This is a genomic window from Streptomyces chryseus (genome assembly GCF_014650755.1).
GTDB classification, from domain to species: domain Bacteria; phylum Actinomycetota; class Actinomycetes; order Streptomycetales; family Streptomycetaceae; genus Streptomyces; species Streptomyces chryseus.
Genome location: NZ_BMVO01000022.1, coordinates 12,417 through 39,120, shown reverse-complemented (window position 1 = coordinate 39,120; position 26,704 = coordinate 12,417). Strand labels below are relative to the sequence as shown.

Annotated in this window: 25 protein-coding genes; 6 read left to right on the top strand and 19 right to left on the bottom strand. The window is 72.3% G+C overall.

Translation table 11 applies throughout. The features are described 5' to 3' along the window. Window positions 1-87: 87 nt before the first annotated feature. The 14 genes from IE185_RS25800 to IE185_RS25735 form a co-directional block, all read right to left on the bottom strand. The gene (locus IE185_RS25800; protein WP_138895268.1) at window positions 88-747 is read right to left on the bottom strand and encodes a response regulator; all 660 of its coding nucleotides are present in this window, start codon (window positions 745-747) and stop codon (window positions 88-90) included. Further along, window positions 744-2,063, bottom strand: a complete 1,320-nt coding sequence (locus IE185_RS25795) for a sensor histidine kinase (RefSeq protein WP_373303759.1) — start codon at window positions 2,061-2,063, stop codon at window positions 744-746. Before IE185_RS25795 ends, IE185_RS25800 begins: the two co-directional genes overlap by 4 nt. Before the next feature lie 91 nt (window positions 2,064-2,154). After that, window positions 2,155-2,982, bottom strand: a complete 828-nt coding sequence (locus tag IE185_RS25790; protein WP_138895267.1) for an NAD(P)H-binding protein — start codon at window positions 2,980-2,982, stop codon at window positions 2,155-2,157. Between the two features lie 107 nt (window positions 2,983-3,089). Then, the gene (locus tag IE185_RS25785; RefSeq protein ID WP_138895266.1) at window positions 3,090-3,962 is read right to left on the bottom strand and encodes an alpha/beta hydrolase; all 873 of its coding nucleotides are present in this window, start codon (window positions 3,960-3,962) and stop codon (window positions 3,090-3,092) included. Window positions 3,963-4,109: 147 nt separating this feature from the next. Further along, a complete protein-coding gene (gene kynU / locus IE185_RS25780) occupies window positions 4,110-5,327 on the bottom strand; it encodes a kynureninase (protein WP_189716090.1) in 1,218 nt (405 codons plus the stop codon). Beyond that, a complete protein-coding gene (locus tag IE185_RS25775) occupies window positions 5,320-6,162 on the bottom strand; it encodes a tryptophan 2,3-dioxygenase family protein (protein WP_138895265.1) in 843 nt (280 codons plus the stop codon). Before IE185_RS25775 ends, kynU begins: the two co-directional genes overlap by 8 nt. Window positions 6,163-6,317: 155 nt before the next feature. Then, window positions 6,318-6,731, bottom strand: a complete 414-nt coding sequence (locus IE185_RS25770) for a DUF3151 domain-containing protein (RefSeq protein WP_138895264.1) — start codon at window positions 6,729-6,731, stop codon at window positions 6,318-6,320. Between the two features lie 66 nt (window positions 6,732-6,797). After that, window positions 6,798-8,252, bottom strand: coding sequence for an MFS transporter (locus IE185_RS25765; RefSeq protein WP_138895263.1), 1,455 nt, complete (start codon window positions 8,250-8,252; stop codon window positions 6,798-6,800). 165 nt (window positions 8,253-8,417) lie between these two features. Further along, window positions 8,418-9,440: a class II fructose-bisphosphate aldolase gene (fbaA, locus tag IE185_RS25760; protein ID WP_138895262.1), complete on the bottom strand. Its 1,023-nt coding sequence runs from the start codon at window positions 9,438-9,440 to the stop codon at window positions 8,418-8,420. Between the two features lie 199 nt (window positions 9,441-9,639). After that, a complete protein-coding gene (gene pyrE / locus IE185_RS25755) occupies window positions 9,640-10,179 on the bottom strand; it encodes an orotate phosphoribosyltransferase (RefSeq protein ID WP_138895261.1) in 540 nt (179 codons plus the stop codon). Between the two features lie 9 nt (window positions 10,180-10,188). Then, window positions 10,189-10,977 (bottom strand): aldose epimerase family protein, encoded by a 789-nt coding sequence (locus IE185_RS25750; RefSeq protein WP_189716088.1) that lies wholly within the window; start codon window positions 10,975-10,977, stop codon window positions 10,189-10,191. Window positions 10,978-11,040: 63 nt separating this feature from the next. Then, a complete protein-coding gene (locus IE185_RS25745; protein ID WP_138898500.1) occupies window positions 11,041-11,853 on the bottom strand; it encodes an SRPBCC domain-containing protein in 813 nt (270 codons plus the stop codon). Window positions 11,854-11,930: 77 nt separating this feature from the next. Beyond that, complete coding sequence (locus IE185_RS25740; protein WP_138898499.1) at window positions 11,931-13,553, bottom strand: polyamine aminopropyltransferase; 1,623 nt, start codon at window positions 13,551-13,553, stop codon at window positions 11,931-11,933. 51 nt (window positions 13,554-13,604) lie between these two features. Beyond that, window positions 13,605-14,123, bottom strand: coding sequence for a DUF2617 family protein (locus IE185_RS25735; RefSeq protein ID WP_138898498.1), 519 nt, complete (start codon window positions 14,121-14,123; stop codon window positions 13,605-13,607). Window positions 14,124-14,975: 852 nt separating this feature from the next. Between IE185_RS25735 and IE185_RS25730 the strand changes: the two genes are divergently transcribed. Both IE185_RS25730 and IE185_RS25725 read left to right on the top strand, forming a co-directional pair. After that, window positions 14,976-16,091 (top strand): pyridoxal phosphate-dependent aminotransferase, encoded by a 1,116-nt coding sequence (locus IE185_RS25730; RefSeq protein WP_229843700.1) that lies wholly within the window; start codon window positions 14,976-14,978, stop codon window positions 16,089-16,091. A 152-nt stretch (window positions 16,092-16,243) separates the two neighbouring features. Further along, complete coding sequence (locus IE185_RS25725; RefSeq protein WP_373303758.1) at window positions 16,244-17,425, top strand: putative hexosyltransferase; 1,182 nt, start codon at window positions 16,244-16,246, stop codon at window positions 17,423-17,425. A gap of 10 nt (window positions 17,426-17,435) precedes the next feature. Here the strand turns inward: IE185_RS25725 and IE185_RS25720 are convergent, their stop codons facing one another. Both IE185_RS25720 and clpB read right to left on the bottom strand, forming a co-directional pair. Then, entirely contained in the window at window positions 17,436-17,972 is a 537-nt protein-coding gene (locus tag IE185_RS25720; protein ID WP_138897919.1) for a type III secretion system chaperone family protein, read from the bottom strand. A gap of 115 nt (window positions 17,973-18,087) precedes the next feature. Further along, window positions 18,088-20,673, bottom strand: a complete 2,586-nt coding sequence (gene clpB / locus IE185_RS25715; protein ID WP_138897920.1) for an ATP-dependent chaperone ClpB — start codon at window positions 20,671-20,673, stop codon at window positions 18,088-18,090. Between the two features lie 116 nt (window positions 20,674-20,789). On the opposite strand from clpB, the gene IE185_RS25710 reads away from it, so the two are divergent. Beyond that, window positions 20,790-21,209, top strand: coding sequence for a pyridoxamine 5'-phosphate oxidase family protein (locus tag IE185_RS25710; RefSeq protein ID WP_138897921.1), 420 nt, complete (start codon window positions 20,790-20,792; stop codon window positions 21,207-21,209). 102 nt (window positions 21,210-21,311) lie between these two features. Here the strand turns inward: IE185_RS25710 and IE185_RS25705 are convergent, their stop codons facing one another. Then, entirely contained in the window at window positions 21,312-21,632 is a 321-nt protein-coding gene (locus IE185_RS25705) for a Rieske (2Fe-2S) protein (protein ID WP_138897922.1), read from the bottom strand. Beyond that, window positions 21,629-21,814: a hypothetical protein gene (locus tag IE185_RS25700; protein ID WP_138897923.1), complete on the bottom strand. Its 186-nt coding sequence runs from the start codon at window positions 21,812-21,814 to the stop codon at window positions 21,629-21,631. The genes IE185_RS25705 and IE185_RS25700 overlap by 4 nt, the downstream gene beginning before the upstream one ends. 130 nt (window positions 21,815-21,944) lie before the next feature. Between IE185_RS25700 and IE185_RS25695 the strand changes: the two genes are divergently transcribed. The 3 genes from IE185_RS25695 to IE185_RS25685 all read left to right on the top strand — a co-directional run bounded on the left by IE185_RS25695 (window position 21,945) and on the right by IE185_RS25685 (window position 26,137). Next, window positions 21,945-22,928, top strand: a complete 984-nt coding sequence (locus IE185_RS25695; protein WP_138897924.1) for a helix-turn-helix transcriptional regulator — start codon at window positions 21,945-21,947, stop codon at window positions 22,926-22,928. A 90-nt stretch (window positions 22,929-23,018) separates the two neighbouring features. Next, a complete protein-coding gene (locus IE185_RS25690) occupies window positions 23,019-24,044 on the top strand; it encodes a helix-turn-helix transcriptional regulator (protein ID WP_138907761.1) in 1,026 nt (341 codons plus the stop codon). Between the two features lie 95 nt (window positions 24,045-24,139). Next, complete coding sequence (locus IE185_RS25685) at window positions 24,140-26,137, top strand: fibronectin type III domain-containing protein (protein WP_189716085.1); 1,998 nt, start codon at window positions 24,140-24,142, stop codon at window positions 26,135-26,137. Window positions 26,138-26,254: 117 nt separating this feature from the next. Here IE185_RS25685 and IE185_RS25680 read toward each other — a convergent pair whose 3' ends face one another. Continuing rightward, window positions 26,255-26,704 (bottom strand): heat shock protein transcriptional repressor HspR, encoded by a 450-nt coding sequence (locus tag IE185_RS25680; protein ID WP_138897236.1) that lies wholly within the window; start codon window positions 26,702-26,704, stop codon window positions 26,255-26,257.

Below are 26,704 nucleotides of genomic sequence, written 5' to 3'. Positions count from 1 at the left end.
CCCCTCCTTCCGTGCGCGCACCAGTGTGGCCGCGCCCGGGCCCGTTCGGACCGGCTTCCCTCTCCGATCACCCACGTGAGTGATCACCTACCCCGGTGTGACCAGCCGCGCCTCATAAGCGAACACCGCCGCCTGAGTGCGGTCGCGCAGGCCCAGCTTCACCAGGACCCGGCTGACGTGCGTCTTGATCGTGGACTCGGCGACCACGAGGTGCGAGGCGATCTCCGCGTTCGACAGGCCCTGGGCGATCAGCACCAGCACCTCCGTCTCGCGCTCCGTCAGGTCGCCGACCTGGGCGAGCGCGGGCGGGCGCGGGGCCTCGGACAGTTTCGAGAACTCCGAGATCAGGCGCTTGGTGACGGTGGGGGCGAGCAGCGCCTCGCCGGACGCCACCACCCGTACGCCGTCGGCGAGCTGCCGCGCCGAGGCGTCCTTGAGCAGGAAGCCGGACGCGCCGGCCCGCAGGGCCTGGTAGACGTACTCGTCCAGGTCGAAGGTCGTCAGGACCAGCACCTTGGCGTCCGCGTCGGCGGCCACGATCTCGCGGGTGGCGTCGATGCCGTTCAGCTCCGGCATGCGGATGTCCATCAGCACGACGTCCGGCCGCAGCGCGGCGACCTGGGCGATCGCCTCGCGGCCGTTCACCGCCTCGCCGACGACCTCGATGTCCGGCATCGCGTTCAGCAGGACCGAGAAGCCCTCACGGACCATGATCTGGTCGTCGACGATCAGTACCCGGATGGTCATGACGCCGTCTCCGGCGTGACGGCGGGCGCGGCCGCCGGGACCGGTATGAACGCCGCCACCTCGTAGCCGCCGTCCTCCGTCGCCTCCGCCGTCATCTCGCCGTTCAGCATCGTCACCCGCTCCCGCATCCCCGTGATCCCGTGCCCGGCCCCGGGCGACGGCTTGACCAGGCCCTGCGGCGCGGTGTTCACGATCCGCAGGCCCAGGCCCCCGAGCACGTACGACACCTCCACCTTCGCGGTCGAGCCGGGTGCGTGGCGCAGGGTGTTGCTCAGTGCCTCCTGGATGATCCGGTACGCCGAGAGCTCGACGCCCTGCGGGAGTTCGCGCACCGAGCCGGTCACCGTCCTGTCCACCGTCAGGCCCGCGTCCCGGACGTTGGCGATCAGCCCGTCGAGGTCGGCGAGCGTCGGCTGCGGCGCGTCCGGCGCCTCGTAGTCCTCCGCCCGTACGACGCCCAGCACGCGGCGCAGCTCCGTGAGCGCGGCCACCGCGTTCTCGCGGATCGTGACGAACGCCTGCTCCAGCTCGGGCGGCGGGTTCTCGACCCGGTACGGGGCTGCCTCCGCCTGGATGGCGACCACCGACATGTGGTGGGCGACCACGTCGTGCAGCTCACGGGCGATCGTCGTCCGCTCCTCCAGCAGCGTGCGCCGGTCGCGCTCGACGGCGGTGACGGTCTTCTGGACGGTGACCTCGCGCTGTGCCTCGCGGCGGATGCTCACCAACGCGGTGGTGAGCAGCGCGAACGCGGAGAACACCAGCATCTGCGGGCTGTCGGAGCTGTATCCGACCCCCAGGAACCCCTCGGCGAGGAGCGCGTACACGGCCGTGCACGCCCACATCCAGGCGGCGGTGCGCGGCCGGGTCCTGGCGGCGACCACGACCATGACGGCGAGGTGCGCCACGAAGGAGGACGGCGTCCACGGCCAGCCGTCCCAGTAGTGGCCCAGGACGCCGACGACCGGCGTGGACAGCAGCGACACCCACCACGCCCCGGCCGGCCTGACCAGCGTCATCACCAGGGCGGCGGCGGGTATGAAGCCCGCCAGGAGCGCGCTGAGGCTGCCCCCTCCGCTGTCGGCCACGACGGCGGACAGCAGCAGCACGAACATCGCCGTCCCCACCACCACGGCGTGCGGCGTCCACGCGGCGTACTTGCGCAGCCGTCCCGGCAGCCGCCGGGTGATCGGCCCGTCCGTGCGCATCGGCGGCAGCGGCCGGTAGGTGAAGGCGTCGTGGAACAGGTCCTGGCGCAGGCCGCTCAGCGCGCCCATGGCCAGATGGAACTCGGGACTGCGGGTCTTCTCGGTCACGTACGAAACGGTAGGCGAGGGGACGGCCGCGGTCGTCAGCCGCGGTGCGGATCCTCCCGCGTCCGTCCCAGGTACTACGCCCCGCCCCTGGTCAGCCCTGCGGCCGGAACGCGTCGGCGTGCTCCGCCGCCCACTCGGCGAAGGTGCGCGCCGGGCGCCCGGTGGCCCGCTCCACCGTGTCCACCACGGTCCGGCCGATCTCCGGGGTGTTCCCGTACACGTCCAGCAGGAAGTCGACGGTCTCCTGGTCCATCCCCGCGCCCTGCCACCGCTCGACCGCCTGCGCCGGGGTCAGCTCGGTCAGGGCGATCTCGCGGCCGCGCGCCGCCGTCAGGGCCCGCACCTTGTCGCGGACGGTGAGCGTCTCGGGGCCGGTGAGCGTGTACGTGCGCCCCGCGTGCCCGTCCTCGGTCAGCGCGACCGCGGCGACCGCGCCGATGTCGGCCTCGTGGACCATGGCGCTCAGCCGGTCGACGAAGGGCTCCGCGACGCTGTCCCGCGTACGGATGCCGTCCGCCCACTCCAGCGCGTTCGCCATGAACTCGACCGGCATCACCAGCGTCCAGTCCATGTCACCGGCCTCCACCGCGTCCTGGACGCCGCTCGGGCCGCCGCCGCCCAGGACCGTGACCCGCCGCACGCCCGCCTTCGACGCCAGCGCGACGATCTCGGGGCCGGTGGTCAGCGGGGCGAAGTACACCCCGCCGAAGGTGATCAGGTGCAGGCCCGTGACCCCTTCGAGGGCGGGGATCAGCGTCGTCGGGTCGGTGAGGTCCGCGCGTACCGTCTCGACGCCGTCCGGGAAGTCCGCCTTCGCCGGGTCGCGGGTCAGCGCCCGCACCCGCTCGCCCCTGCGGACCAGCTCGGCGACCACCTGACGGCCCACGGTCCCTGTCGCTCCGGTCACGAGAATGGTCATGTGCGGGCTCCTTCGCTCGGCTTTTCCCTCACCGTAGGAGCCCTTGCGGACAGTCTCTGTCCGCGATCTCATGCTTCTCGTCCGTGCGGACGCGCTCGCGGGAACGCTCAGTACGCGAGCTGTTCGATCTCCTCCGCGACCACCGCGCAGGCGTCCGCCGCCGGGTCGATCAGAGGGAAGTGGCCGACGTCCACCAGCAGGGTCAGCCAGACCGGCTCGCCCGCCTTGGCCGCCGCTTCGGTGTACGACTCCGCGACCGCCCGGGGTACGACGATGTCGGTGCGGCCCTGCACCAGGACGGTGGCGATGCCGGTCGGCAGCAGCGCGGCCGGGTCGGCGTACGGCCTGCGCTCGTCGAAGTGCTCCTTGCCGCCGAGCAGCTGGGCGGTCGCGCCCCCGCACACCCCCAGCTCCTCGGCCGCCGTGAAGTCGGCGATCGGGGCCAGCGCGACGACGCCGCGCAGCGCGGGCGCCGCCGGAAGGTGCCACGGCGAGTCGGGTGTCAGTACGTGCCGGGCGGCCGCCCACAGCGCGAGGTGGCCGCCGGCCGAGTGGCCGGTGACGACGATCCGCCGCGTGTCGGCGCCGGGCAGGGCCTCCCGCGCGAGGCCGGGAAGCAGGTCCATCGCCGCCGCCACGTCGTCGAACGTCTCCGGCCAGCGGCCCGCGACCGGCTCGGTGCCGCGCTGCCGGGGCAGTTCGCCGCCCCGGCGGTACTCGACGCTGGCGACGGCGAAGCCCCGGCGGGCCAGGAAGTCCGCGAAGGGCGAGATGTGCTGCCGGTCGTACGGGGCCCGCCAGGCGCCGCCGTGCAGCACGACGACCAGCGGGGCCCGGTCCCGGCCGTCGCGCGGCGCGAAGAAGTCGACGACCTGGTCGGGGTGTTCGCCGTACGCCGCGGTGGCATCGGGGGCGACGGCCGGGTGAGAGAAGGCCGACTCCGCCTCGACAGCGTCCCGTTCGGCTGAGGGGTCCGGCATGCGGGGACCAACCCTTCGGTGCGTACAGCCAATTGATCTAGCGGTCGGGACGCTACCAGCCCCCGGGCCTGCGGCTCCGCCAGGTCCGGCGCCGCACTGCGGCACCGGGCCCGGCGGGCTTGGGCCCGGCTCCCGTACGGGTCGCGCTCAGCTCCCCGCCAGAACCTCGCCCAGGACGCGCGCCGCCCGCTCCGCGTCGCAGAAGCCGACGTACAGCGGGGTGAAGCCGAAGCGCAGCACGTCGGGGCGGCGGAAGTCGCCCACCACACCGCGTGCGATCAGCTCGCGCATGACGGCGCCCGCGTCGGCCCCGTCCTCGCAGCGCAGCGAGACCTGGCTGCCGCGCTCCTCGTGTGCGGCCGGGGTCACCGAGGTGACCCGCCCCGCGGGGACGTACGTGTCCACACATTCCAGGAAGAAGTCCGTCAGAGCGAGTGACTTCTCGCGTACGTCTTCGACCCCCACCCCGTCCCACACGTCGAGCGCGGCCTCCAGCGCCAGCATCGACAGGATGTCGGGGGTGCCGACCCTGCCCCGGGCCGCGCCGTCCGCCGGGGCGTAGCCCGGGGTCATGCCGAAGGGGTCGCTGTGCGAGTTCCAGCCGGGCAGCGGGGAGTCGAAGGCGGCCTGGTGGCGCTCGGCGACGTACAGATAGGCGGGCGAACCGGGCCCGCCGTTCAGGTACTTGTACGTACAGCCGACGGCGAAGTCGACGTCGTGGGCGTCGAGCCCGACCGGCAGCGCGCCCGCGCTGTGGCACAGGTCCCAGACGGCCAGCGCGCCCGCCTCGTGGGCGGCCGCGGTGAGTCCGGGCAGGTCGTGCCGACGACCGGTGCGGTAGTCGACGTGGTTGACGAGGGCCACGGCGGTACGCGGGCCGAGGGCGGCGCGCAGGTCGCCGGGGGCGACGGGGACGACCCGGCGGCCGGTCATCCGGGCGGCGGACTCGGCGATGTAACCGTCCGTCGGGAAGGTCGAGGCATCGACGAGGATCTCGTCCCGGGACTCCGGCGACAGCCGGGCCGCGCCCACGACCGCCTTGAACACGTTGACGCTGGTCGAGTCGCCCACCACGACCTGGCCGGCGGCGGCGCCGACGAGCGGCGCGATCCGGTCGCCGATCCGCTCCGGCGCGGTCCACCAGCCGCTCTCGTCCCAGGAGCGGATGCGCAGTTCGCCCCACTGGCGGGTGACGACATCGGCTATGCGATCCGGCACGTGGCGGGGCAGGGCGCCGAGCGAGTTGCCGTCCAGGTACACCGTGTCGGCGTCGTCCAGCGCGAACAGGTCGCGGTGCTTGGCGAACGCGTCGGCGGAGTCGAGCGCCGCGGCGTGTCGCTGGAGATCGTTCAGGGCCTCAGACATGGCTGCGCGCCGTCCACAGCTCGGGGAAGACGTTCTTGGTGGCGCGCTTCTCCAGCCAGGCCACGCCGGCGGAGCCGCCGGTGCCGACCTTGGAGCCCATGGCGCGCCGGGTCGCGACCAGGTGGTCGTTGCGCCAGCGCCACACCAGCTCGCCGACGTCGGTCAACAGCTCGCCCAGGCGCACCAGCTCGGCGTTCTGGTCGCCCTGGTAGAGCTCGGTCCAGACGGCCTCGACCTCGGCCGACGGCTCGTATTTCTGCGACAGGTCGCGGTTCAGCACGGAGGCGGGGACCGGCAGGCCGCGCCGGGCGAGCAGCCGCAGCGTCTCGTCGTACAGGCTCGGCTCGTGCAGCGCCTTCTCCAGCTCGGCGTACACCCGCGGGGCGCCGCGGTGCGGGACGAGCATCGAGGCGGACTTGTCGCCGAGCAGGAACTCCATCCGCCGGTACATCGCGGACTGGAAACCGGAGCCCTCGCCGAGGGCACTGCGGTACGAGTTGAACTGGGCCGGGGTGAGGTGGGCGAGCGGCCGCCAGGAGGCGTTCAGTGCCTCCAGCTCGCGCAGGGAGCGCTTGAGCGCGTCCGTCGCGACCGGCAGGTCGTCCTCACCGAGCGCCTTCGCCGCGGTTTCCCACTCATGGACGATGACGGTGAACCACAGCTCCATGACCTGGGTCGTCACCAGGAAGACCATCTCTCCGGGATCGTCGGAGAGGGTGTGCTGGAGGTGGGTGAGGACGTCCGCCTGGACGTAGTCCTCGTAGGGAGTGGTGCCCGCGAAGTCGAGGTTCGGGGTGTCCGAACCTGCACCGGGGGCATCGGGGTGTTGCGACATCGCTGTCTCCTCGACACGTGCTTGCAGGTAGCGGTCCGCCCCTTCCTTGTGGTCATGGAGCCCCGGTCCCTTCCCGGCATCATAAGAGGTCGTCGCGGAACGCGGGAGGCCCGTGCCGGTGGCACGGGCCTCCACTGCGTGTGACCTGCGCGGTCTCAGCCGAGGGTGTCGGCCGCCGCCGGGGACGAGTCCCGCAGGAACGTCGAGCAGCGCTCGTACTCCTCCTGCTCACCGATCGACTGCGCGGCGCGGGCGAGCGCGTGCAGCGCGCGCAGGAAGCCGCGGTTCGGCTCGTGCTCCCACGGCACGGGGCCGTGGCCCTTCCAGCCGGCGCGGCGCAGGGCGTCCAGGCCGCGGTGGTAGCCGGTGCGGGCATAGGCGTACGACTCGATCACCCGGCCGTTCTCGTACGCCTCGTCGGCGAGCTGGGCCCAGGCGAGGGAGGACGCGGGGTACTTCGCGGCGACGTCGGTCGGCGCGGAACCGCTTCCGAGCAGCTCGCGCGGCTCCGGGTCGTCGGGCAGGTGGGTCGGGGGCGGTCCCCCGAGCAGGTCTTTGTGAATGGCCATGAGCCCCAGTCTGCCCTCTCCGGCGGCCGGGACCCCACCAACCGGACGCGGCGGGAGCGGGTCGCCCTAGTCGCTCGTCCGCTCCAGCGGCGGCGAGGTCACCCCGCAGTGGACCTTGCACTCGGGAGCCCCGCACTCGCGTCCCGGCGTCCGTACCGTCGCCCAGGCGATCGCCGCACCCAGCACCAGCACCCCGGCGCACATCGGCATGGCCCGCCGGAACGTCGCCCCGAACTCGGCCGCCGACCGGTACGCCTCCGGGCCCATGCCCGCCAGCAGGGGCAGCGCCGCCACCGCGACCAGGCCCGCCGCGCGCGCCGCCGCGTTGTTGATGCCGCTGGCCAGCCCCGCCTTCCCGGTGTCCACGGAAGCCAGGACCGTCGCCGTCAGCGGCGCGACCAGCGTGACCATGCCGGCGCCCATCACCATCATCGCGGGCAGCACGTCGGCGACGTACGACGCTCCCTCCCCCACCCGCAGCATCAGCAGCGTTCCGCCGGCGCACAGCAGGGGCCCGACGGTGAGCGGGACGCGCGGGCCGATGCGCTGGGCCAGTTCGCCGGACTTCGCGGACAGGAAGAGCATCAGCACGGTGGTGGGCAGCAGCGCCGTACCGGCCTGGAGGGCGGAGTAACCCGCCACGACCTGCAACTGGAGGGCGGTGAGGAAGAAGAAGCCGCTGAACGCGGCGTACACGCACAGCGTCACGACGTTGATCGCCGTGAACTGCCGGGAAGCGAAGAGGGTCAGGGGCATCATCGGGTCGGACCGCCGCTTCTCGACGGCCAGGAAGAGCGCCCCGAGCACGACCCCGACGACCGCGGAGCCGATCACCACTGCCGAAGGGCCCCGCTCCGGCGCCGCGATCAGCGCGTACGTCACGAGCGCCAGGGACAACGCCGCGAGCCCCGCGCCGAACACGTCGAAACGGCCGTGCGCCTGCGGGTCCCTGGACTCCGGTACGTGCTTGAGGGCGACCGGGACACAGAGCGCGGCCAGCGGCACGTTCAGCAGGAACACCCAGCGCCAGCCCGGGCCGTCCACCAGCCAGCCGCCCAGGAAGGGCCCGACGGCCGCGCCGACGCCGCCGAACCCGGACCACACCCCGACCGCCCTGGCCCGGTCGTCCGGGTGGAAGGACGCCTGGATGAGCGCGAGGGATCCGGGTGTCAGGAGGGCTCCGCCGACGCCCTGGAGAGCCCGTGCGGCAATCAGGATCCCGGCGTCGGGCGCGATCCCGCACAGCAGCGAGGCGACCGCGAACCACACCACGCCGACCACGAAGACCTTCCGCCGCCCGAACCGGTCACCGAGCGCGCCGCCGAGCAGGATCAGCCCGGCGAGCGTGAGCATGTAGGCGTTGACGGTCCACTGGAGGGCGGCGAGGTCGGCGTCCAGGTCCTCCCCGATGCGGGGCAGGGCGACGTTGACGACGGTGGAGTCCAGCATCGCCATGGAGGATCCGAGCACGGTGGTGAGCACCACCCACCGGCCCCGGGCGGAGGACAGCCGAAGGTCCATGCGGGCATCCTCCCGGCTCGCGCCCCGGCGGGCTAGTCGAGAGCTTCCGCGCGGGCCCGCCCGCGCGGCGGAGCGTTGAGCCGGACGCACCACGCGAAGGGCCCGGCACCGGAGGAGGATCCGGTGCCGGGCCCGTTCGCGTGGCGCGTGGCGCGTGCGGTGTGGCTACTTGATCCTGGTGCCCGTCGAGCGCAGGTTCGCGCACGCCTCGGTGACGCGCTGGGCCATCGACGCCTCGGCCAGCTTGCCCCAGGTGCGGGGGTCGTACGTCTTCTTCGAGCCGACCTCGCCGTCGACCTTCAGGACGCCGTCGTAGTTGCGGAACATGTGGTCCGCGATCGGGCGGGTGAAGGCGTACTGGGTGTCGGTGTCGAGGTTCATCTTCACGACGCCGTTCTCCAGCGCGGTGGCGATCTCCTCGGCCGTGGAGCCCGAGCCGCCGTGGAAGACGAAGTCGAACGGTGACGCCTTGCCGTACTTCTCGGCGACGCCCGCCTGGAGGTCCTTGAGCAGCTCGGGGCGGAGCACGACGTTGCCCGGCTTGTAGACACCGTGCACGTTGCCGAACGAGGCGGCCAGCAGGTAGCGGCCCTTCTCGCCCAGGCCGAGGGCCTCGGCGGTGCGCAGCGCGTCGTCGACGGTCGTGTAGAGCTCGTCGTTGATCTCGTGCGAGACGCCGTCCTCCTCGCCGCCGGTCGGAGTGATCTCGACCTCAAGGATGATCTTCGCGGCGGCGGCCTTCTCGAGCAGTTCCTGGGCGATGGCCAGGTTGTCGGCGAGGGTCTCGGCGGAGCCGTCCCACATGTGGGACTGGAAGAGCGGGTTCTGGCCCTTGGCGACGCGCTCGGCGGACACGTCGATCAGCGGACGTACGTACGTCTCCAGCTTGTCCTTGGGGCAGTGGTCCGTGTGCAGCGCGACGGTCACCGGGTACTTCTCGGCGACGATGTGGGCGAACTCGGCCAGGGCGACCGCGCCGGACACCATGTCCTTGGCGTACTGGCCGCCGAGGAACTCGGCACCGCCGGTGGAGATCTGGATGATGCCGTCGCTCTCGGCCTCCGCGAAACCGCGCAGCGCCGCGTGCAAGGTCTGGGTCGAGGTCACGTTGATGGCCGGGTAGGCGAACTTGCCTGCCTTCGCCCGGTCGAGCATCTCGTTGTAGACCTCGGGGGTTGCGATGGGCATCTGTCCGCTCCTTATGACGTGCGGGTGTGTGGTGCTGGGCCCTGACCTGGGGGCGACGTCATCGTCGCCCCTATCTTTCCAGACTCTCGCCGCGACTCCACAGGGCGCACGGCCCGTACCTGCGCGAAGGGCGGTCTGTTTCACGTGAAACAGACCGCCCTCGACGAAAGGCACAGGTCAGGCCGGGTGACCGCGCGTCCTAGGCGAGGCCGAGCTCCTCCAGCGAGTAGGCGTTGATGTACGTCAGCCCGGCCTCCGCGATCTTCGGAGCCGCGCCCCGCTCCACGATCACGGCGACGCCGACGACCTCGCCACCCGCCTCACGGACGGCCTCGACGGCGGTCAGCGGCGAGCCGCCGGTGGTGGAGACGTCCTCGACGACCAGGCAGCGGCGGCCCTTGACGTCGGTGCCCTCGATGCGGCGCTGCATACCATGCGCCTTGCCCGCCTTGCGGACGACGAAGGCGTCGAGCCGCTGCCCGCGCGCGGCGGAGGCGTGCAGCATCGAGGTGGCCACCGGGTCGGCGCCCAACGTGAGGCCGCCCACGCAGTCGTAGTCCAGCTCGGAGGTGGCGTCGAGCATCACCTGGCCGACCATCGGCGCGGCCTCGCCGTCCAGCGTGATCCGGCGCAGGTCGATGTACCAGTCGGCCTCGATCCCCGAAGACAGGGTCACCTTGCCGTGCACCACGGCCTTGTCCTTGATCTGCTGGAGCAGCTCACCACGTACGTCAGTCATGCCATGAGCTTAAAGCCGCCGCCAGGTCCAGATGGTCTCGATCTCCAGCGGCTCGATGGGTGTCACGAACCGGGGCAGCGTGTTGAGCCCGTTGGGCGGCCCCGACTGCGGCTCCACGCACACCGCTTCGGCCTGCTCGTCGTACACGACGACCCACTCGGCGCGGCTGGTCACCCTCAGCTCCAGCTGCCCCGGCCAGGTGAGCGTGACGTCCACGCCGTCCGGCATCCCGAAGCAGTCGTCCCAGGGGCCCGGGCGGGGAGGGACGCGCTGCCCGGTGGGCAGGTGGTCGTCGCCCCGCTCCTCCTGCCAGGCGGGGGCGAAGTCGATCTCGACGTCCTCGCCGCCGAGGTTGCGCAGGAACCAGGGGTGCCAGCCGGCCTGGGCCGGGAAGGAGTCGCCGTACGTCTCGATCCCCATCGTCAGGACCAGCGAGTCCTCGGACAGCCCGAACGCCTGGGTGACCCTGCCGTCGTACGGCCACGGGTCGGCCAGGTCGTAGGTGAACGCGGCCTCGCTCTTCTCGGCCCGCGCGGTGCGCCAGGCGGCGTCGCGGCCCGTGCCGTGGATGGCGTGCGGCGGGGAGTTGAGCGGCAACTGGTGCATGGTCGCGCCGTTGAGGAACCTGCCGTGGTTCAGCCGGCCGCACCACGGCACCATCGGGAAGCAGCCGTACCGCTCCCCCTGGCGCAGCAGTTCGGTGCCGCCGATGCTCAGGCCGGAGATGCGGCAGCCGTTGCCCTGGTCGATGGTCAGCTCGGCGTCGCCCGCCGCCAGACGCGTCTGTTGGGTGCTCACAACCCGACCCTACGGGTCCGCCGCCCGCCGGGGCACGCGCAACGGGCGTTGTACCCCCGGGCCTCAGCGCCGCCGGCGCAGTACCCGGCCCACCACCACCGCCGACGCCAGCGCGAGCGCCGCCGCCGGGGCGATCCAGCGCAGCGTGTCAGTCGTCGACGTCGACTGCGGAGCCGGAACGGGGGCGTAACGGCCGCGCGGCGGCGCGTGATCGACCTCCTCGGCGCTGCGTCCGATCATCGTGCGCCGCGCGTGGGCCGCCTCGGCCGGCGGTTCCGTCGGCGAGGGCACCTCGGGCACGTCGGCCAGGTCGTCGGGGATGTCCGGCACCTCGGCCATCGGGTCCAGCGACGGCGGCGGCACCTCCGCGTCGAAGACCGACTGCCGCGCCGCACCCGCCGTGTCGGCGTCGGGGCTTTCGGCCTCGGGTTCGGGCGCGCCGCCCTCCGCCGCCGCGTCCGCCAGCCGGGTGGCGAAACGCTCCAGCAGCCGGTGGCACGCGGACTCTGTCGCCTGCGCGTCGAGCTCCGCGATGCGGCCCTCGCCGCTCGCGGTCCCCGCGAACGTCACCGTCGTACCGCCGTCGGCCTCCGCCAGGCGCACCGTCAGCGCCATCTCGACCGTGCCCGAACCGCGCGCCTCGGTGCCCTCGCCCTCGACGGCGAAGGCGCCGTCCGGCTGCCTGGTGACGCTCAGGGCGCCCCGGTACGTGATCGTGTGCCCGTCGATGCGGACCTTCAGCCGCCCCGCGAGCGGACCGGACTCCTCGTCGGCGTCCTGCTGGAGCCCGGGGACGCAGCGCGCCACCCGGGCGGGGTCCTCCAGCGCCTGTCGGAGGGCCTCTGCCGGAACCGGAACGAACACCTCATGCTCCATGGGAACCGAGCCTACTCACGCACACCGGCCCCGCACCCCTCTCTGCGCGGAATCGGGGCACGCCGTGGCCCGGGGGCTCAGTGGGTGTAACGCGGATGCACCAGCGTCGAGGGCCGCACGCCCGGCACCCGCGCACCCTGGGCCGACCGTTCCCCCGTGCGCAGCACCGCCGGCGAGAGCGACCGCAGCCGGGGCACGTCGGCGGCCAGGCCGAGACCGGGGCGCGCGCCCCGCGCCGCCAGGACGAAGCCCCAGTCGCCGGGCGGCCCGACCGCGTCCGACGCCCGGTCGGGGCCCGCCGTGAACCCGGAGAGGCGGCCCGTCGCACGGTACGGACGCGTCCGCAGCCCCGCCGCCCGCAGCGTCGCCTCGACCGTCCAGTAGGCCCTCGGCCGCGTCGCCAGCGGCCCCGCGTGGACGACCAGGCGCCCGCCGTCCGCGAGGACGCGCGACGCCAGCCCGTAGAACTCCTGCGAGTACAGCTTCGTGCTCGGGGTGATGCCGGGGTCGGGCAGGTCCGAGATCACCACGTCGTACGGCCGCCGCAGCCGCCCCTGCTCCCGCAGCCAGGTGAACGCGTCGGCGGTGTCGACCCGCAGCCGGGGATCGCGGTGCGCGCCGCCGTTCAGCGCGGACAGGACCGGATCCGTACGGGCCAGCTCGACCACGGCCGAGTCCAGCTCGACCACGGTGACCGATTCCACCCCCGGATAGCGGAGCACCTCGCGCGCCGCGAGTCCGTCGCCGCCGCCGAGGATCACCACCCGCGTGTGGCGTCCGCGCATCGCGGGATGCACCAGCGCCTCGTGGTAGCGGTGCTCGTCGCGGCCGCTCACCCGCAGCCGCCCGTCGAGGAACAGGTCGAGCGGCCCGCCGGGCGCACCGGTGACCACGATCTCCTGGAGGTCCGTCTGTACGGCGACCCGCACGCCCTCCCCGTACACCGCCCGCCGCGCCGCCCGTTCGAAGTCGCCGACCAGGGCGGTAGCGGTGGTGAGCAGCGCCAGCACCACCGCGTTCACCACGATCAGCAGCCGGCGCTCGCGGCGCGTCAGCTCGCGCCGGAAGAGCCACAGGACCAGCGCCCCGCCGGCCACCGCGTTGACCGCGCCGGTGACGAGCGACCCCGTCAAATGCCCCAGCAGCGGCAGCAGGAGGAACGGGAAGGCGAGCCCGCCGACCAGCGCCCCGACGTAGTCGGCGGCGAAGAGGTCCGCCACGTCGCCGCTGGTGTCCCGGCGCTCCCCGCGCAGGGACATCCGCTGGATCAACGTCATCAGCAGGGGGATCTCGGCGCCGATGAGCACGCCGATCGTGAGCGAGAAGCCGACCAGCGCGTACCGCGCGCCGCCGCCCCACGCGAACGTCGCGTAGAGCACCAGCGCCGAGCCGCCGCCGACCAGCGCCAGCGCCGCCTCCAGCAGGCCGAAGCCGACGGCGGCGCGGCACCGCAGGCGTTTGGCGAGCAGCGACCCGATGCCCATCGCGAACACCATCACCGACAGCACGACGGACGCCTGGGTGACCGAGTCGCCGATCAAGTACGAGGCGAGGGCGACCAGTTCCAGCTCGTACACGAGTCCGCACGCGGCGCAGACGAAGACCACGCCGAGCACCAGGAACCGGCCGGTCCGCGGCCGCACGGGCAGGGCCGCCGGGGCTTCCGGCACCGATAGCGACACAGGCGAATCGATCACCATGCGAACGCTACGTCACAAAGGACTGACCGCCCGTCACCCACACGGGTGCGACTAGAGAGCGGCAGGCATACGCACGCCCACCCGTGATCTCGTCACCACCAACTGCCCCTCCTGCGGGTACGCGTGCCACGTACGCCACCGCACCTGCCCCTCGTGCCGCTGGGCCAGCATCGCGGTGAACGCGTGGGGGCTGCCGGGAAACGTTCCCGCGAGGCTGTTGGGGTGGTCGGCGACCAGGGCGAGGAGCTCCTGCGCCCGCCCCGCGAACTGGCCCTGGGTGAGCGTCTCCACGCGCGCGGCGAATTCGTACTCCCATTCGCCGAGTCTCTTGGCCACCCCGAGCGGAAGCGGCGTGCTGCTGCCCGGCATGCAGGCGACCGTCTCGGAGCAGGAGCCTTCGTCCTGCTCCAGAAGCACTTGATGGGAGGCACCGAGGAGCCTCAACTGGAGTGTGGCGCCGCTGAGTTGCAGGTCGAGCACGGCAAGGGCCGGCAGCGGCTCGCGGCCCAGCGCCCAGGCGAGATCGGCGGCGCGCGTGTCGGTGTAGGCAGTCTTGAGAGTCGTGAGCATGAGTGGGCTCCGCAGACAGGCGTTGAGAAAGGTGGACCGGGGTCACCCGGAAGGTGGGGTACGAGGAGGTTCGGGGACCGCCCGCTCGGGTCCACATGAGGTCCGAGGGCTGTTGTCTCGACAGCGAGGGAATCATGAAGTGCGCTGCGCTCACAGCGTTTTTACCCAACTTGCAGTGGTTTCCATCCCCCCGGGGGCCAGACGGTTCATCTGTTCAACAACGAAGCGTCCAACGGGAGTTAACCCGCCGGACGCAGGATCCCGACACCTGACAGAGGGACGGCCGTGCGAAGGCGCCTCCACGCGCCCTCGCACGGCCGTCGTAGCCGGCGTGCGGGCGGAGCCGACTGCCCCGTGTCAGTCGCCTCCGCCCGCGCCCGGCCGCGCGTCAGTCGCCTCCGCCACCTCCACCGCCGCAGCCGCCGCCTCCTCCTCCACAGGAGGACCCGCCGCCGCACGAACCGCCGCCAGACGACCCGTGGTGACCGCCCTCCCACCAGCTGCCGCCGCGCTTGCGGGGCCGCCGTCCGCCGCGGCTCCCCGCGAGCACCGTCAGCCACACGATCACCAGTACCACCAGGCCGAATATCACGATCTCCACGGCCCCCACCGTCCTTCCGTTCCCCCGAAGCGAGGCGCTCGCTTCCTGTGTGCCTGGGGGATGCCCTCGGCCGGGAAAAGTCAAAGCAGACTTGAGCAACTCCAGAGCTTCGGCCCAGGATGGCCGCCATGACGACGCCGACAGAGCACGACGCGGGCCGGGCCGACAACCCGGGCCCCGGCCCCCGCCCGCACCCCCGCCCCCTCCTGAACCGCAGGCTGGCGGAGTTCGGGACGACGATCTTCGCGGAGATGTCGGCGCTGGCCCAGAAGACCGGCGCGATCAACCTCGGCCAGGGCTTCCCCGACACCGACGGCCCCGAGGAGGTCAGGGAGGCGGCGGTGCGCGCCCTGCGCGACGGCCGCGGCAACCAGTACCCACCCGGCCCCGGCGTCCCCGAGCTGCGCACCGCCGTCGCCGACCACCAGCTCGGCCGCTACGGCCTGTCCTTCGACCCCGACACCGAGGTCCTCGTCACCGCCGGCGCCACCGAGGCGATCGCGGCGTCCCTCCTCGCCCTGGTGGAGCCCGGCGACGAGGTCGTCGCCCTGGAGCCGTACTACGACTCCTACGCCGCGTGCATCGCGCTCGCGGGCGGCACCCGCGTACCGGTGACACTGCGGCCCCACGAGGGCCGGTACGTACTCGATCTCGACGAACTCCGCGCCGCGGTCACCCCCCGCACCCGCCTCATCCTCCTCAACAGCCCGCACAACCCCACCGGCACCGTCCTCAGCCGCGCGGAACTGGCCGCCGTCGCCGCGCTGGCGGTCGAGCGGGACCTGCTCGTCGTCACCGACGAGGTGTACGAGCACCTGGTCTTCGACGGCGAGCACGTCCCCCTCGCGTCCTTCCCGGGTATGCGGGAGCGCACGGTCACGATCTCGTCGGCGGGCAAGACGTTCTCCTTCACCGGATGGAAGGTCGGCTGGATCACGGCGTCCCCCGCCCTGGTCGCGGCCGTGCGCGGGGCGAAGCAGTTCCTGACGTACGTGTCGGCCGGGCCCTTCCAGTACGCGGTGGCCGAGGCCCTGCGCCTGCCCGCCGCGTACTTCACCGCCCTGCGGGACGACCTGCGCGCCAAGCGGGACCTGCTGTCCGCCGGGCTGGCCGACGCGGGCTTCGAGGTCTACCGGCCGGCCGGAACGTACTTCGTCACCACGGACATCCGCCCGCTGGGCGAGAGCGACGGTTTCGCCTTCTGCCGGGCGCTGCCGGAGCGGTGCGGGGTGGTGGCCGTTCCCAACGCGGTCTTCTACGACCACCGCGAGCAGGGCGCCCCGTTCGTCCGTTTCGCGTTCTGCAAGAGGACCGAGGTGATCCAGGACGCGACGGCCCGCCTCAAGACACTGGCCGGAGGGGCGTGACCGTACGGCGCGTGATCCTCCAGGTGCGTGAGGCACCGGGCGCCCGAGGGCCGCGCGGGCTGCCGTGGTCCGATCGGCCGACGCGCGGTGGCGGGGCGGCGGCGCGCCGCCCATGGTCGGGGTGACCGACTCGCGTCCGGAGGTGCTCGCCCGTGTCCGCCGAGACCGCAGAGCGGGCCGCCGTCCGGCGCACCCGCGCGCCCGCGTCCTCGGCGGTGCGCGCCCTGCGCCGGGCGGCCCCCGCCCTCGCGCTGTTCGCCGCCGCCCGGCTGGCCGGCCTCCTGACCGTGGCCCTGTGCTCCTGGTACGTCGGAGAGAACCCGCTCGCCCGCCTCGGCGACACCTGGGACGCCCGGTGGTACACGGGCATCGCCGCCCACGGTTACGGACAGCGCACCCTCACCTTCCCCGACGGCGCCGTCCAGAGCGATCTGGCGTTCTTCCCGCTCTACCCCGGCCTCGTCGCGGCGCTCACCACCCTCCTCCCGCTCACCGGCGCGGTGGCCGGGCTCCTCGTCTCCTGGAGCGCCGCCGCGGCCGCCGCCTGCGGCATCCACCTGGTCGCCGACCGGCTGTACGGCCGCCGCACCGCCACCGCGCTCGTCGTCCTGTGGGGCGTGCTGCCGCACTCCGTCGTCCTGACCATGGCGTACACCGAGCCGGTGATGACCGCCCTGGCCGCCTGGTCGCTGTACGCCGCCCTGGGCCGCCGGTGGCTGTGGGCCGGCGGCCTGGCCGCGTTCGCCGGACTGGCCCGGCCGAGCGGCATCGCGGTCGCCGCCGCGGTGGGCGCGGCGGCGGCGTACGAACTGTGGCGGCGCCGGGGCCGCGGGTCCTGGCGGATCTGGGCCGGGGCGGGGATCGCGCCGCTCGGCTGGGCGGGCTTCGTGCTGTGGGTGGGCGTACGGCGGGGCGATCCGCTGGGCGGGTACCTCGCCGTGCAGAACGGCTGGGGCTCGCGCTTCGACTTCGGCGCCGGGGCGCCCGACTTCGTACGGCGCCTGCTGGTGAGGGCCGAGGTCCTGGCGTTCCCGGTGGTCATGGTGACCGTCGCGGTGGCGCTGGTGCTGTTCGCCCTGCTGCTCCTGGAGGACCGCCCGCCGCTTCCGCTGCTCGTCTACACGGCCGTACTGCTGCTCATCACCGTCGGCGGCTCCGGCTTCTTCGAGTCCAAGGCGCGCTTCCTCCTGCCCGCCTTCCCCCTCCTGCTGCCCCTCGCGCACGCCATGGCGAAAGCCCGGCCGGGGACCGCGGTCGTGGTGACCGCCGCCCTGACCGGGCTGTCGCTGGGCTACGGGGCGTACCTGGTGACGATCGCCCCGGTGCCGTTGTGACGGGCGGGGCTCAGGCCTCGCCGTCGCCGTCGGTCTCGCCCTCGGCGGAGTCGACGTCCTTCTCCAGGCCGAGCTGCTCGACGAGCCACTTGTCGAACTCGATCGAGGCGCGGACCCAGCCGACCGTCGAGGACACGAAGTGCTCGAGGCTGACTCCGGTGCCGATCAGCATCTGCGCCTCACCGATGAGACGGACGGTGCCGTCGTCGTGGGTGTGGCTGTAGACCTTGGGCCACAGCGTGCGGCGGTTCCAGTCGTCGATCAGCTCGAGGAGCTGGACCTTCTCCTCGATCTGGTGCGGCCGGTCGTAGAAGGTCCGTACCGAGAAGACCTGCTGGTCGTCCTCGCCACGGAACATGAAGTACGTGCGGAACTCCTCCCACGGCGCGGCGAGGTCGCCCTCGTCGTCGACGACGTACTTCAGCTCCATCTGCTCCAGCAGCTGCTTGACGAGGTCCTGGTCGGGGACGACGGGGCCGGCGGGCCCTCCGGGCTGCGGTTCGGGCTGGCCCCCGAAGTTCGGGATCGAGGACGGGTCGATAGACATTTTCAGTACTCCTGGGATTCGCGTGTGCGGTCTTCGCGTGGCTGCCTGACATCGACCCTAGTCGCGAAAGCGGGTGCGGGTCCTTCGCCCTGCGCTGAACCCGCTCCCGGACCGCCTACTCGGCGCGGCCCACGGTCAGGCCGTCCCCGGACCGGTCCACCCGGACCGTGTCCCCGTCGGTCACCTCGCCCGCGAGGATCTCCTTCGCGAGCCGGTCGCCGATCGCCGTCTGGATGAGGCGGCGCAGCGGCCGGGCCCCGTAGGCCGGGTCGTTGCCCTCGTCCGCCAGCCAGGCCAGGGCCTCGGGAGTGACGTCGAGGGTCAGGCGGCGGTCGGCGAGGCGCTGGGCCAGCCGGCCGATCTGGAGCTCGGCGATGTGCGCCAGCTCGTCCCCGGAGAGGGCGGAGAAGACGACCAGGTCGTCCAGCCGGTTGATGAACTCCGGCTTGAAGGACGCCCGCACGACCTCCAGGACCTGCTCCTTCTTGACCTCCGCGCTGGTCAGCGGCTCGACGAGGTACTGGCTGCCGAGGTTCGAGGTCAGGACCAGGATGGTGTTGCGGAAGTCGACCGTCCGCCCCTGCCCGTCGGTGAGCCGGCCGTCGTCGAGGACCTGCAGCAGGATGTCGAAGACCTCGGGGTGGGCCTTCTCGACCTCGTCGAGCAGGACGACGCTGTACGGGCGGCGGCGGACCGCCTCCGTGAGCTGGCCGCCCTCCTCGTAGCCGACGTAACCGGGCGGGGCGCCGACGAGCCGCGCGACGCTGTGCTTCTCGCTGTACTCGCTCATGTCGATGCGGACCATGGCCCGCTCGTCGTCGAAGAGGAAGTCCGCGAGCGCCTTGGCCAGCTCGGTCTTGCCCACGCCGGTGGGGCCGAGGAAGAGGAAGGAGCCGGTCGGGCGGTCGGGGTCGGCGATGCCCGCGCGGGTGCGGCGTACCGCGTCGGAGACGGCGCGCACCGCCTCGTGCTGGCCGATCAGCCGCCTGCCGAGCTCGTCCTCCATGCGCAGCAGCTTCTGCGTCTCGCCCTCCAGGAGGCGTCCGGCGGGGATGCCGGTCCAGGAGCCCACGACGTCGGCGATGTCGTCGGGACCGACCTCCTCCTTGACCATGGTGTCGGTACGGACCTCCGCCTCGGCGGCCGCGGCCTCCTCCAGCTCGCGCTCCAGGCCGGGGATCTCGCCGTACAGCAGCTTGGAGGCGGTGTCGAAGTCGCCGTCGCGCTGCGCGCGTTCCGCCTGGCCGCGCAGGTCGTCGAGCCTCTCCTTCAGCTCACCGACGCGGTTGAGGCCCTGCTTCTCCTTCTCCCAGCGGGCGTTGAGGCCGCGCAGCTCCTCCTCCTTGTCGGCGAGGTCGCGGCGCAGCTTCTCCAGCCGCTGCCTGCTCGCCGGGTCGGACTCGTTCTTGAGGGCGAGCTCCTCCATCTTCAGCCGGTCGACGGCGCGCTGGAGTTCGTCGATCTCGACGGGCGAGGAGTCGATCTCCATGCGCAGCCGCGAGGCGGCCTCGTCGACGAGGTCGATGGCCTTGTCGGGCAGGAACCGGGAGGTGATGTACCGGTCGGAGAGGGCCGCGGCGGCCACCAGCGCGGAGTCCGCGATCTGCACCTTGTGGTGGGCCTCGTACCGTCCCTTGAGTCCGCGCAGGATCGCGATGGTGTCCTCGACGGTGGGCTCGGCGACCAGCACCTGCTGGAAGCGGCGCTCCAGGGCGGGGTCCTTCTCGATCCGCTCGCGGTACTCGTCGAGGGTCGTCGCGCCGACCATGCGCAGCTCGCCGCGGGCCAGCATCGGCTTGAGCATGTTCCCGGCGTCCATGGCGGAGTCGCCGCCGGCGCCCGCACCGACGACGGTGTGCAGCTCGTCGATGAAGGTGATGATCTGGCCGTCGCTCTCCTTGATCTCGGACAGGACGGTCTTCAGCCGCTCCTCGAACTCACCGCGGTACTTGGCGCCCGCCACCATCGCGCCGAGGTCGAGCGCGACGAGCCGCTTGTTCTTCAGGCTCTCCGGGACGTCGCCCTTGACGATGCGCTGGGCGAGGCCCTCGACGACGGCGGTCTTGCCGACGCCGGGCTCGCCGATCAGCACGGGGTTGTTCTTGGTGCGCCGCGACAGGACCTGGACGACCCGCCGGATCTCCTGGTCACGGCCGATGACCGGGTCGAGTTTGCCCTCGCGCGCGGCAGCCGTGAAGTCGGTGCCGAACTTCTCCAGCGCCTTGTACTGACCCTCCGGGTCGGCTGTGGTCACCCGGCGTCCTCCCCTGATCTTCTCGAACGTCTCCAGCAGTTTCGCGGCCCTCGCGCCCTCCTGGGACAGTACGTCCCCGGCCTTGCCGCCCTTGGCCGCGATGCCGATGAGCAGGTGTTCCGTGGAGAGGTAGTCGTCGCCCAGCTCCTTCGCCCGCTGCGAGGCGTCGGCGATGACCGCGAGCAGCTCGCGGTTGGGCTGCGGCGGGGCGACGGTGGACCCCGTCACGCTGGGCAGCGCGGCGAGCACGCGCTCGGTTCCGGCGCGTACGGCCGCCTGGTCCGCCTCGACGGCGGCCAGCAGGTCGGTGATGTTGGCGTTGTCCTCGCCCGCGAGCAGGGCCAGCAGCAGATGCGCGGGGGTGAGATCCGCGTGCCCGTCCTTGACGGCCCGGTTGCTCGCCGCCTGGATCGCGTCCCGGCTCTTGTTGGTCAGCTCTGCGTCCACTGCGCTCTCTCCTCCTCGCGGGTGGGTACTTCCCTGCCCATCTCTGACACATGCAGCATGCGCAAAGTTGAGTCTATTCCACTCAAGGCGCGGAAGACAGCGGCTAGGCTGCCGTCATGGCCAACTTCGACGTACGCAGCCCGAGCCCGGACTACCTCGCCTTCTGGCGCGAGTACCACCTGTGCACGCTGACAACCCTGCGTCCGGACGGCTCGCCGCACGTGGTGCCGGTGGGCGTGACGTACGACCCGGAGGCGGGAATCGCCCGCGTGATCACCAACAAGGGCAGCACCAAGGTGGCGAACGTACTGGCCGCCGGGGAAGCGGGCGCGCGGGTCGCCGTCTGCCAGGTGAAGGGCGGCCACTGGGCGACGCTCGAAGGGCGCGCGGTCGTCGTCACGGACCCGGAACCGATCGCGGATGCGGTACGCCGCTACGCCGAGCGGTACGGGCGCACGCCCGCGCCCAACCCGGACCGGGTCCTGATCCAGATCACCCTGGACCGGGCGATGGGCCGCGCCCCGGCCTCGGCCTGAGAAGCGAGCGGACGCAGCACAGCGGCGCCATCGCGTTCAGGTCCACGATGGCGCCGCTGTGTGGGGGAGCGCCTGGGCGATTGGAACGACGGGGGAATCGCGTCAGGCGCTGCGGGGGGTGGCGGTGCTGGTTTGCGGCTCGATCAGCTGATGGTCACGCTGGTCGAGATTGACGAAGACCATGCCGTAGCGCACGGCACAGCGAACGGGTTGCGGGGCGCCACGGGGCTTGCGCAGGCACCGGTAGGCACGGACGTCCTCATCCTCTTCACGCGCGACCAGGATCGGCTCGCCGAACAGGGTGACCATCAGCGAGTCGCCACGGTGGGGAATGGCCGTGACGAGGTCGATGAAGTGCCAGCCCGATCGGTAGGCAGTGGCCATTTCACGCCTGAAGGTCCGGTCGTCCGGTGGAACAGTCATGCGTCTGTCTTGGCCGGCGCGCTGTCCCAGCCAAGGTCTGGCGGCGTATCGGACTGCGCGCCGACCACGGCGCCGCCCGCAGGCTTACTGTCCCAGGCGAGGTCCATGGTCGTTGCAGCGCCGAGGGCCAGCCCGGCTGCGAAGGCAGTGGCAAGCACCGAGCGAAGCATTCTCTTGTACATGGTCGGCTTCGTCCTCACTTGAAGGGTTTCTTCTCTCCCCGCACCAAGACCATGGCCTATTCGGCCACGTCAACACCACCGGGCCGATGCATCATGTTCCTGCACGTTCAGGACCCTGGGGGGTGGAGTTATGACCGCAAGTGACTCAAATCAGACACATCCCCATGCCGTCACCGATTTTTGTGACGAGGGAAGGCGTCTCTACGCCAGTGCTCTGCGCACCGGACGCATCGCCCGTACCGAGGTGGCCCCGGCCCCTTGCCTGATGGAATTCGCCCTGTTGCACCCGGATCCGGACGACGCCAACTGGCTGCGGCCGGTTCCGCCGTCCGCGGCACTCGCACAGCGTCTTCACCCGATCGAACGCGAGATCCGCGAGCGCAGACACTTCTCCATTGAACTTACCGATTCTTTCGAGCCGTTCCTGGCCATCAGCGCACAGGACCCGCCGACCACCCACGCCATCACCGTGCTGGAAGGGATCAACCGGATCAACGCGGCCATAGACCTCGCCACGGCCGAGTGCCACACCGAGGTGCTCACGGTCCAGCCGGGCGGCGGCCGCAGCGAACACGCCCTCAACTCGGCGCTGGAGCGGGGCCAGGCGCTCATCAACCGCGGCATCAGCATGCGGACCCTCTACCAGCACACCGTCCGGCACAGCCAGGGCACGCTCGCGTACGCGGAACGCATGGCCGAGGGCAAGGTCGAGATCCGCACCCTGGAACAGCTCATCGAACGGCTGATGATCTTCGACCGCACCGTCGCCTTCATCCCCGCGCGCGACGACCGCCAAGTGGCCCTGGAACTGCGCCACCCCGGCCTGGTGGAGTACCTCGCCGCCGTCTTCGAGCAGTTCTGGCAACGCGGCGTCCCCCTCCAGGAGCGGGTCTCCTACGACCACACCCCCGACGGCATATCCGGCGTCCAGCGTTCGATCGCCAAGCTGCTCGTCGAGGGGTACGTCGACGAGGCCATCGCCCGGCGGCTCGGGATGAACGTACGGACCGCCCGCGCGCACATCGCCAAGCTCGCCGCCACCCTCGGCAGCGGAAGCCGCGCCCAACTGGGCTACCTCATCGCGCAGTCCGGCATTCTGGATCAGGATCACTGACCACGTCCCCGGTCACCGCCCACCCTCCCCGCCTGACTACTCTTTCGCCACCGTCATCTTCTTGCACTGCAAGAATCGGGGGGAGGGCAGATGGGAGGAGACGAGGTGAAACCGGCGCATTCGCACGGCGACCGGGAACTGTGCGACGCCGGACTGCGGCTCTACACCGAGGCCCTGCGCAAAGGGCGCATCACCCGGACCGACCTCGCGCCCGCCCCCTGCCTCATCGACATGGCGCTGGTCCACCCCGACCCGCGGGACGCCGCGTGGATGCGCCCGGTGCCGCCGGCCACCGGCCTCGCGCATCTGCTGCAGCCCATCACCCGGGAGATCAGCGAGCGCATCCGGCTCAGCACCGCGCTGGCCGACTCGCTGGCGCCCCTCACCGCCGTGGCCAGCGAGGACCCCAATCTCGCCATCACCGTGCTGGAGGGCATGCCCCGCATCAACGCCACGCTCGACGACGCCATGACCCTGGCGACGCGGGAGATCCTGACCGCGCAGCCGGGCAGCACCCGGCCGCTGAAGGCCCTCCAGCAGGGCCTCGGCCACGCCCTGCCCGCCATCGAGCGGGGCGCCACCGTCCGGCACCTGTACCAGCACTCGGCGCGCTACTGCCCCCACCTGAGGGACTACCTGGCGCGTTTTCCCCCCGGCCATCCGCAGGTGCGCACCCTGGAACAGAGCATCGAGCGGCTGATCGTCGTCGACCGGACGGTCGCGTTCATCCCCGCCACCCGCGAGCGGGACGTCGCGCTCGAAATCCGGCACCCCGCCCTGGTCACCTACCTCGTCCAGGTCTACGAGGTGCTGTGGGCCCAGGCCACCCCCCTCGCCGAGCAACTGCCCGCCGTGTCCCCGGGCACCCCCGTCACCACCGTGCAGCGCAGCATCGCGCGTCTGCTGGTCGAGGGGAACACCGACGAGGTGGCGGCCCGCAAGCTCGGCATCAGCGTCCGGACCTGCCGCTCCCACATCGCCAAGCTCACCCAGGCCCTCAACGCCTCCGGCCGCACCCACCTGGGCGCACTCCTCGTCCAGTCCGGCCTCACCCCGGCCCCCGCACTGCCGCCCACGGCCGTCCGTCCCACGGACGAATCCTCCAACTCGGCCTGAAAAGACCGGCGTCAGCCACTACTCTCGGTCCTGCAGTCAGCGTTCCTCCCCCCACGTCTGTGACTCCTCTCCTCCAACGGAAAGAGCCGCCAGCCGTGCACGTGGACTTCAGAACCCCCCTGCGCGGCCTCAGTGCCGCCACCGCCCTCGCGCTGGGCACCGCGACGCTGTGCGCCCTCGGGGCCCCGCCCGCTTTCGCCGCCGCCTGCCCGTCGCCGCAGTGGCAGGCGCGGTTCTTCGCGAACACGACCTTCTCCGGGACGCCCGCCGCGACCGTGTGCGACGCCGCCGTCAGCGAGAACTACGGCACCGGCGACCCGCCCGGCGTGACCCTCCCCGCCGACGGCTTCGGCGTCCGCTGGTCCCTCACCAGGGACTTCGGCTCCGGCGGGCCGTTCTCGCTCACCGCCGAGGCACTCGACGGGATCAGGGTGTACGTCGACGAGGAGCTGAAGATCGACCTGTGGCGGGACGTGACCACCATTCAGAAGAAGACGGTGAACGTCACCGTGCCCAAGGGCGTCCACACCCTGCGCGTCGACTACGCCGCCTTCACCGGCTCCGCGAGCGTCGCCTTCGCCTACACGCCGCGCACCTCGCCGGACGTCGACACCACGCCGCCCCTGGCCCCCACCGGGGCGAGGACGACGTACGACACGGCCACCCGCAGGGCCACCGTCACCTGGTCGCCGAACGCCGAGATGGACCTGGCCGGATACCGCGTCTTCCGCCGCCTCAAGGACACCACCACGTACGTCGACGTCACGGGCGCCGCCCACCTCACCGGCACGACGTACACCGGCGTCCCGCCCGCGACCGGCCAGGTCTGGTACTACGAGGTCCGCGCCGTCGACAAGGCGGGCCGCGAGGGCCCCGGCAGCGTCGACATGCCCGTCACCACCGTCGACGCGACACCGCCCGCCGCCGCCACCGGCCTCGCGGGGAAACACGCGGACGGTGCGAACTCCCTCACCTGGACGGCCGTCGCGGACGCGGTGACGTACGACGTGTACCGGGCCGCCGGCGACTCGCGCACGTACACGAAGGTCGCGACGGTGGGGACGCCGGCGTACGGCGACACCGCCCTGGACCCGGCGGTGACCTCGTACAAGTACACGGTGAAGGCACTCGACGCGGCCGGGAACGCGTCGCCGTACGCCGCCCACGTGGCCGTCGCGGTCCCGGACACCACGCCGCCCCCGCCACCCACCGCGCCCGCCGTCACCGCCGAGGACGACCAGGGCGTCACGCTGTCCTGGCAGAGCGGCTCCCCCGCCGACACCACGGCGTACCACGTCTACCGCGCCCCAGAGGACCTCGACGTCGAGACGAAGGCCGGCACGACGGCGGGGCTGACGCTCCAGGACACCACCGGTCAGGCGGGGCAGCGCTTCCGCTACCGGGTCGCGGCCGTCGACGCGGCGGGCAACGAGTCGGCCAGGACGCCGTGGGTGTCCGGCACGCGCGCGGTCGGCCCCGAGTCGGTTCCCACCGCTCCCCGGGCGCTGACCGGCACGCTCACCGGCGGACGGCTGGAGCTCACGTGGGCGGCGGGCCCGTACGTCCCGGTCACCGAGTACCGCGTCTACCGGAGCGCCACCAGCCCCGTCCCCACCGGCCCCGACGCGCAGCCCTACCGCGTCACGCAGGACCCCGCGCTGAGCGTCGACGACGTCCCGGCCGACGAGCGCGACCAGTTCTACGCCGTCGTCGCCGTCACCCGCTACGGCGTCGCCTCCCCCGCGTCCGGTTCCTTCAAGCCCGTCCATCAGGCCCACCGGCCGCCGGCCGCGACCCGGATCTACGACGTGTCGGGCCACGACGGGATGGTGTGGTTCGTCTGGGACCACGTGGAGGCCGACGAGGACGCGCCCGCGATCACCGGCTACCGCGTGTACCGCGCGACGGAGCCGGGCGTCACGAAGGAGAACGCGACCGCGCTGCCGCTGACCACGGACAACGAGTTCAGGGACACGGAAGTGACCAACGGGACGACGTACTACTACGCCGTCGCGGCCGTGGACGCGGCGGGCGGCGAGGCGCCGCTGTCGGCGGAGGTCTCGGCGACGCCCGAGGCCGATCCGCTCCCCTGACGTCCGGGCTGCCGGACCGGGCCGCCCGCGGGCCGGGCGCCCGTACGACAGCGGAAAGCCCGGCACCCCGGGTCGTGGGTGACGGGCCTTCCTCGCGTACGCGCCGTACTGGCGGGACTACTCCGCCGGCCGCTTGGGCCGCCAGACCACCAGCGCGCTCGCCTGCTGCACGTCCTCGTACCGGACGAGGTCGCGCCGGTACGACGCGTGCACCTGGGCCTCGCGCTGCTGGAGCGCGGCCGCCGCGCCGTCGACCGCCGCGGAGAGTTCGGCGACGCGCTGCTGGAGCGCGGTCACCTGGTTCTCCAGTTCGATGATCCGCTTGATGCCGGCCAGGTTGATGCCCTCGTCCTGCGACAACTGCTGCACCTGGCGCAGCAGTTGGATGTCGCGAGCCGAGTAGCGCCGGCCGCGCCCGGCCGTGCGGTCCGGGGAGACCAGGCCGAGTCGGTCGTACTGCCGCAGGGTCTGCGGGTGCAGGCCGGAGAGCTGCGCCGCGACCGAGATGACGTACACCGGTGTCTCGTCGGTCAGCTGGTACGGGTTACGACGCATGCGCGGGTCCAT